6 protein-coding genes are annotated in these 7,020 nt (G+C 67.7%); 4 read left to right on the forward strand and 2 right to left on the reverse strand.

The genetic code is table 11. The features are described 5' to 3' along the window. Both EB084_16425 and parC read left to right on the forward strand, forming a co-directional pair. On the forward strand, positions 1-610 hold a 610-nt coding region (locus tag EB084_16425), incomplete at its 5' end, for a hypothetical protein (protein ID NDD29843.1). 426 nt (positions 611-1,036) lie between these two features. Then, on the forward strand, positions 1,037-3,442 hold the full coding sequence (gene parC / locus EB084_16430) for a DNA topoisomerase IV subunit A (GenBank protein ID NDD29844.1): 2,406 nt from the start codon (positions 1,037-1,039) through the stop codon (positions 3,440-3,442). A 10-nt stretch (positions 3,443-3,452) separates the two neighbouring features. Here parC and EB084_16435 read toward each other — a convergent pair whose 3' ends face one another. After that, complete coding sequence (locus EB084_16435; GenBank protein NDD29845.1) at positions 3,453-4,214, reverse strand: PilZ domain-containing protein; 762 nt, start codon at positions 4,212-4,214, stop codon at positions 3,453-3,455. Positions 4,215-4,459: 245 nt separating this feature from the next. Between EB084_16435 and EB084_16440 the strand changes: the two genes are divergently transcribed. Together EB084_16440 and EB084_16445 are read left to right on the forward strand one after the other, a co-directional pair. Continuing rightward, positions 4,460-5,281, forward strand: a complete 822-nt coding sequence (locus EB084_16440; protein ID NDD29846.1) for a DUF4331 domain-containing protein — start codon at positions 4,460-4,462, stop codon at positions 5,279-5,281. 14 nt (positions 5,282-5,295) lie between these two features. Next, complete coding sequence (locus EB084_16445; GenBank protein NDD29847.1) at positions 5,296-5,922, forward strand: DUF4331 domain-containing protein; 627 nt, start codon at positions 5,296-5,298, stop codon at positions 5,920-5,922. Positions 5,923-6,029: 107 nt separating this feature from the next. Here EB084_16445 and EB084_16450 read toward each other — a convergent pair whose 3' ends face one another. Next, a complete protein-coding gene (locus EB084_16450) occupies positions 6,030-6,995 on the reverse strand; it encodes a high frequency lysogenization protein HflD (GenBank protein NDD29848.1) in 966 nt (321 codons plus the stop codon). Positions 6,996-7,020: the final 25 nt, after the last annotated feature.

Raw genomic sequence — 7,020 nt, forward strand, 5'->3', positions numbered from 1 at the left:
GCATCGCATCTCCATCGAACGGCCCGGGTATGCCCCCTACACCAAGACGCTTCTCCTCTCAGGAGGGCAGTCCCAGAACCTCGTGGCCAACCTCCAACCCGCCAAAGCCGCAACCGCCACGAAGACGATCATCGACGTTGAACCGCCGACCGTGACGCACGCCGGCGGCAGCAACCCGATGGCGACGCAAACCTCTCCCGCCACGCCTCAGCGTGAGACCCCGCCTTACAGCAGCGGGCAGACAGCCTACGCCGGTGGGCAGCCGCCCACGTCTACCCACAGTCGGCCCGAGAAGACCGCGCCACCGATGGGGGGGCCAGACGCGAAACCGCCCTACACAGGCTCCGGCGGAGGCCCCTACCCCTCGCAGGGAGGCCTGGGGGAGGCCGATGACTACAAGCTCCGCAAGATACTGGGCATGTTCGATCAGGCCCGCGCGGGAAATCACGATGCCATCTCACGCGAGTTCAAGGGGCACCTGAGAAATCGCGCCAACGAAGCCCAGGTCGACGCCCTTCTGCACGAGGTCGAGACGATGTCTGCGCCAGACTACCAGAACCTGCGCCTGGCGCTTGCCAGGCAGATGATCTCCGTCTGCATGTCGCCCTGATCCGCGCGGCCAAAGCCCCTCAGAGGGCGCCGGATCTCCGCCTCGGCAGAGAGGAAAGCGCGGCCGGCACACGAACCCTCCGTTCCCATGCCCACTCCACCCCGCACCCCAGAGAAGCCCAACGACCAGCTCGAGCTGTTCGGCGGCGCCGCGAGAAGCACCGCCACCGCCCCAGATACCGACACCGACGCCTCCTCCGGCAGCGACGAACCCACGGGCGGCGACTTCGAGTTCTACGGCGACTTCGACCCCCTCGAGGCCGCATACCAGTACGACCCCGTCGATGACGGCGGCGACGCGCCCGCGCCAGGCACGGTCGCCCCACGGGCGGCAGGCACGCCGAGCAGCGACGATGTGAACGCGGCCGAATCGCCCGCCGCAGACGGCGCAGGCCCCCCCCCGGCCGACCTCGACAGTGGCGGCGGCATCGGCGGAGGCGGCAGCGAGGGCCCGCCGCCTTCGCTGCCCGAGCTCATCGGCGACGGCGACGCCCTTCCCCTGGGGCTGTACGCCGAGCGCTCGTATCTCGAGTACGCAGTGTCGGTGGTGAAGGGGCGCGCCCTCCCTGACGTGTCTGACGGGCAGAAGCCGGTGCAGCGGCGCATCCTGTACGCGATGGACGAGCTGGGGCTCACCGCCACCGCCAAGCCCGTGAAATCGGCGCGCGTGGTGGGTGACGTCATCGGCAAGTACCACCCCCACGGCGACCAGGCGGCCTACGACGCCATGGTGCGCCTGGCGCAAGACTTCTCGGTGCGCTACCCGCTCATCGACGGCCAGGGCAACTTCGGGTCGCGCGACGGCGACTCGGCCGCCGCAATGCGATACACCGAAGCCCGGCTCACGCGCTACGCCGAGCTGCTGCTCTCCGAGATCGACCGCGGCACCGTCGACTTCGTTCCCACCTACGACGGTTCCGGCAAGGAGCCCGCGCTCCTCCCCGCCCGCCTGCCCATGGTGCTCATGAACGGCGCCAGCGGCATCGCCGTAGGCATGGCCACGGAGATCCCGTCGCACAACCTCACCGAGGTGGCCAGCGCGGCGGTGGCGCTCATCGAGAACCCCGAGCTCTCGGTGTACGATCTCATGAAGCACGTGCCGGGCCCAGACTTCCCCGGCGGCGCCCAGATCATCTCATCGAAGACCGACATCCTCGAGGCCTACAAGAGCGGTCGCGGCACGCTCAAGGTGCGGGCTCGCTACAAGTTCGAGGAGATGGCTCGCGGCCAGTGGCAGGTGGTCATCACCGAGCTGCCGCCGGGCTGCTCGAGCCAGAAGGTTCTCGAAGAGATCGAAGAGCTCACCAACCCCAAGGTGAAGACCGGCAAGAAGAGCCTCACGCAAGACCAGCAGCAAGACAAGCAGCTCATCCTCTCGATGCTCGACACCTGCCGCGACGAGTCGGGCAAGGAGAACGCGGTGCGGCTCGTGCTCGAGCCGAAGAAGTCGACCATCGATCGCAACGAGTTCGTCAACACCCTTCTCGCCTACACGAGCCTCGAGAGCTCGGCATCGATCAACATGGTGATGATCGGCCGCGACGGGCGCCCGCGCCAGAAGTCGCTGCGCCAGGTTCTGGCCGAGTGGATCGACTTCCGCTTCGTCACGGTGCGCCGTCGCACCGAGCACCGCCTGCAGCAGGTGGTCGATCGCATCCACATCCTCGAGGGCCGTCACATCGTCTTCCTCAACGTCGACGAGGTGATTCGCATCATTCGCAATGCCGACGATCCGAAGCTCGAGCTCATCGCCGCGTTCAACCTCTCTGAGCGACAGGCAGACGACATCCTCGAGATCAGGCTGCGCCAGCTCGCCCGCCTCGAAGGCATCAAGATCGAGCAGGAGCTCGCCGAGCTGCGCAAGGAGCAGGCCGACCTCGAGAACCTGCTCACCAGCGACAAGGCGATGCGCCGCCAGATCATCAAGGAGATCAACGCCGACGCCAAGACCTTCGGCGACGCCCGGCGCACCCTCATCGAGGAGACCGAGCGCGCCGTTCTCACACAGACGGTGGTGAACGAGCCGCTCACCGTCATCTTGTCTGAGAAAGGGTGGATCCGCACACGCAGCGGACACAGCCTCGAGCTGACGAACCTCTCGTACAAGGAAGGCGACCGCCTGCTCGGCAAGGCCGAGTGCCGCTCAGTCGACGACGTGATCCTGCTGGGCTCTGACGGGCGCTCCTACAGCGTGCAGGCGTCGCAGCTGCCGGGTGGGCGCGGCGACGGCGTACCCGTCACCACGCTCATCGACCTGCAACCCAAGTCGAGGATCGTGGCCATGCTCGCGGGCGCGGCAGACCACCGCTACCTGCTTGCCACCTCCGGCGGCTACGGCTTCATGTGCAAGCTGGGCGACATGAAGGCCAGCAAGAAGGCGGGCAAGGCCTTCATCACGGTCGAGGCCGCCGAGACGGTGCTCGAGCCCGTGCTCTACTACGAGTCTGACGACAACCTGCTGGCCGCCCTCAGCGGCAATGGGCGCATGCTCGTGTTCCCCCTGGTCGAGATGAAGAACCTCAGCGGGGGCGGGCGCGGCGTCATCATCATGGGGCTCGACGACCGCGAAGCGCTCGTCGATGTGCTCGTCATTCGCAGCGGCGTGGTGGTCGAGTCGATGAAGCGCAACAAGGACAAGGTGCAGGAGAACATCTCCGGCGCCACATTGCAGGCCTTCATCGGCAAGCGCGCCCGCAAGGGCCGGCTGGCCTCTGCCAAGTACAAGGCGCAGCGCCTCGTGCCCCTCACCGAAGGGGGCGGCGCCGCGCAGGCGTCGCTTGACAGCATCGGCCCCCCGCCCGTCGAAGAAGGCACGCTTCCGCTGGGAGACTGAGGCCGCTCTCCTACCCGCTATTGCGCAGCAGCTGCGACAGGTGGGCCACAAGGCGCTGCTTGTGGTCGTCAGCCACACCTGTGAAGGCCACGCCGAGCTCGTAGCGGTCTCGTCCCCGCGGCAGGCATCGCACCACCATGCCGCGACAGACCAGGGGCTCGGCGTCGTCGCTCAAGACGACCTCGGCGCGCACCATCGTGTGACGGGGCACCTCCTGCGCCACCAGCAGGAGCGCCCCTCCGACGGCGAGATCGCGCACGCTGACCTCCACCGTCTCCTTCGTGGGGAGCCGCAGCAGGCCGCGCATGTTGGCGGTGAGCCGCGGCGCGCGGCGGTACTCGCGCCCCTCGACGATGCCCACCTCACACTCCTCGAGCAGGAAGCGGGCCACGGCGGCGGCTTGCAGGTCGGTCTCGACGACGAACGACGCGCCCATCTCCCAGCTCAGCCGGTCGCGCACGTACCGGGTCCAGCGAACCGAGGCCAGCGGAGCCGAGAGATCTGTGCCGAACGCTCGTCCGCGAAATGTCTCCATGGGCTTGCGGGCGCAGTACAGCGCCACACGCTCGCCCCGCTTGAGCCGGATTGCCGTCTCGAGGCGCAGCCCCTGCGTGCCGAACTCGACGGCGACGACGGGGACCTGATGGTTGTTGGATCTCACCGCGATGACCGGGACCTTGCGGCGCACCCGCAATGCCCGACGGCGCTCGAGAGACGCCAGCTGCCGATCGGTGATGCCCGCGGCGCTGCGCAGGCGGTTGACCCAGTCCATCCATCCCACGGGTGACGTCCCTCTCCTTGCAGCGGCGCCATCGGCGACGCCGCCCCCCCACGAGTACGACGCGCGGCACGGTGCCTCCTCGCCTGCCCCGTCGAGCAGCGGTGGAGGAGGCGCTCAAGCCCGAAGCGAAGCACCTGTGACGGTCTCCGCCGACGCGCGTAGAGAAAGTCCCCCCTCGGGGTATTCATGGCGGAGATACAAGAAAAACCAGGAGGTGCCTTGTGAAACGGGTTTCCATGCTGGCCGTGCTGCTTGCCGCGGCCCTGGCCCTCGCGCTCTTCGCGCGACCGCACGCGGTGCGGGCCTCTGACCACGACGATGGAGAGACCTCGACCAAGGGTCGCAACGTCAATCTCACCGATCTCTACGTGTTCCGCGAGGTCGATCAGCAGAACCAGATCGACAGCGGAACCCGAACCTTTGGCGGAGCCACCGACCCGAACAAGAACATGGTGTTCATCATGAACACCAACCCGCGGTCGTTGCCCCGTCAGCAGTACTTCTTCAGCCCCAGCCCCACGCGCTACGAGTTCTACGTCAAGCGCGTCGCGGGCACGGCCAACGACTTCGCCAACAAGAGCGACGGCAAGCCCGACATGGTGCTGCGCTTCACGTTTGGCGCCCCCGATTCGAATTCGCAGCAGGCCATCACGCTCACCCGCCTGTTCGCCACCAACGGCGCAGTCGATGAGACGACCGCCACAAGCGTCGACGCGGGCAAGACCACGGCCGCCATCCCGGGCCTGGGCAACACCATCACCCCGGTGAACAACAGCGTCACCGTAGGCAGCGACACCCTCACCGTGTTCGCGGGCCTGCGCGAAGACCCGTTCTTCTTCGACGTGACCCAGTTCTTCCGCGTGCGCGCCGGCGCCCTGGGCAAGGGTCCCGCCGTGGGCTTCCGCTCGGCCGCCTCGGCCCTCGACTTCACCAAGGACTACAACGTGAACGCCATTGCGGTGCGCATGCCGCTGGCCTTCCTCCAGCGCCAGGCAAACGGGCAGGTCAGCACCGACACCGCCTTCGACGTCTGGCAGACCATCTCGGTGCAGCAGTGAGGAGTGTGACAACAATGAATCGCGTTATCCGCAGCCTTTCTGTCGCAGCGTCGACCCTGGGTCTCGCAATCGTTCTCGCCGGGTGCGGCGGGAGCGGCGGGAGCACGGGCACCCAACCGATTCCCACGGGCTCCCTGCCCAACCCGGCGCCGGTCGAGGCGGCCACCACCACCATCGTGCAGGTTGAGCGCCTCGCCCGTCCGGGCATCAATGAGGGCCTGCTCATCACCAACGACTTCCTCAACGCGTTCAACGCCATCGCCCCCACGTCAGACACGGCGGCGCTGAGCACCGCGGTGGGAACCGAGATCGTGGCCACCCTCACGGCCCTCGGCAACAACCAGGCGGCCATCGGCGCCATCGTGAACGCCTTCGTGCCGGACGTGATGCGCATCGACACCACCATCACGTCGGGCTACGCAGGGGGCGTCACGTTCACCGGCGCAGCCTTCACCACGAACATCGCAAGCATCCCCACGGGCGGGCGCCTGATTCTCGATGACGTCATCGACATCACGCTCACCGTGCTGACCCACGCCGCCATCACCACCGACAACGTGTCGTACACGGGCGGCGGCAACGTGGGCCAGGGCCACTCTGCGCTGTCAACCTCCTTCCCCTACCTCCCCACGCCGCACTGAGCCGGCGTCTGGCATCCCCAGCAAAAGAAGAGAGAGGGCCTCGGCCCTCTCTCTTTGCTTGTTCACCCCTGACAGAGCGCCGCTCGCCCTGCGACGTCGCGCAAGAATCACACCGGCAGGCGAACGATTCCCCCGCTCACCAGCGCCTGTGCCGCGATCCCGAGGCCCAGCAGCACCACCACGACATAGGACACAACCGTGAGACGCTGCAGCGCCGCCTTTCCCGGGTAGGCCCGCTCGAGGAGGCGCCCCGCCGTCACGGTGAGCACGCCCAGCGCCATCAGCACCGCCGCGAGACCCGCGCTGAAAGCCACGATGATGAGCAGCCCAAAGGCGAGCTGGTTCATGCCGATGGCGGTGAGGAGCACCGCGAGGGCGTCCGGGCAAGGCACGAGCCCTCCGCTCACCCCCAGCGCGATGAGGCTCCACAGGGTGATTCGCTCGGGCAGCGCGTGGCTGTGGGGCCGGCCGCCATGGCTGTGCATGTGGCCGTCATCGTGCGCATGATGATGGTCGTGACCGTGATGATCGTGGCCGTGGTCGTGAGCGTGATGGTGATGATCGTGATCGTGGCCGTGATCGTGATCGTGGCCGTGACCGTGATCGTGGCCGTGATGGTGGTGATCGTGGCCGTGGTCGTGCGCGTGAAGCAGGCTCCGCCCCTCCTTCACCGTGAGCACGCCCGCGCCGACGACTCGCGCGGAGATGACAGGCCGCAGGCGCACCGAGGGCGCGGCGTCGAGCACCACCGCGCGCAGGCTGCTCTTGCCCTGGCGCAGCACGCCCCGCAGAAGCCAGATGCCCATGGCGCTCACCAGCAGGCCCGAGACCGCTCCAAGCCAGGGAAAGACCTGAGGCGGAACGCCGTGCTGGAAGACGGTGAGACACAGCACCCCGAGCAGCACGACGCTGCTGGTGTGGGTGACGGTCACCACGAATCCGAGCAACAGGGCCTGCGCCACCGTGCCTCTCGAGCCCACGAGATACGAGCCCACCAGGGTCTTGCCGTGACCCGGCGAGAGACCGTGCAGCGCGCCCAGCACGAACGCCACCCCAAGGGCCACGACCACCAGGCGCCCGCTGGCCGCGCCGCCGTTG

This window comes from Pseudomonadota bacterium (assembly GCA_010028905.1).
Classification (GTDB): Bacteria; Vulcanimicrobiota; Xenobia; order RGZZ01; family RGZZ01; genus RGZZ01.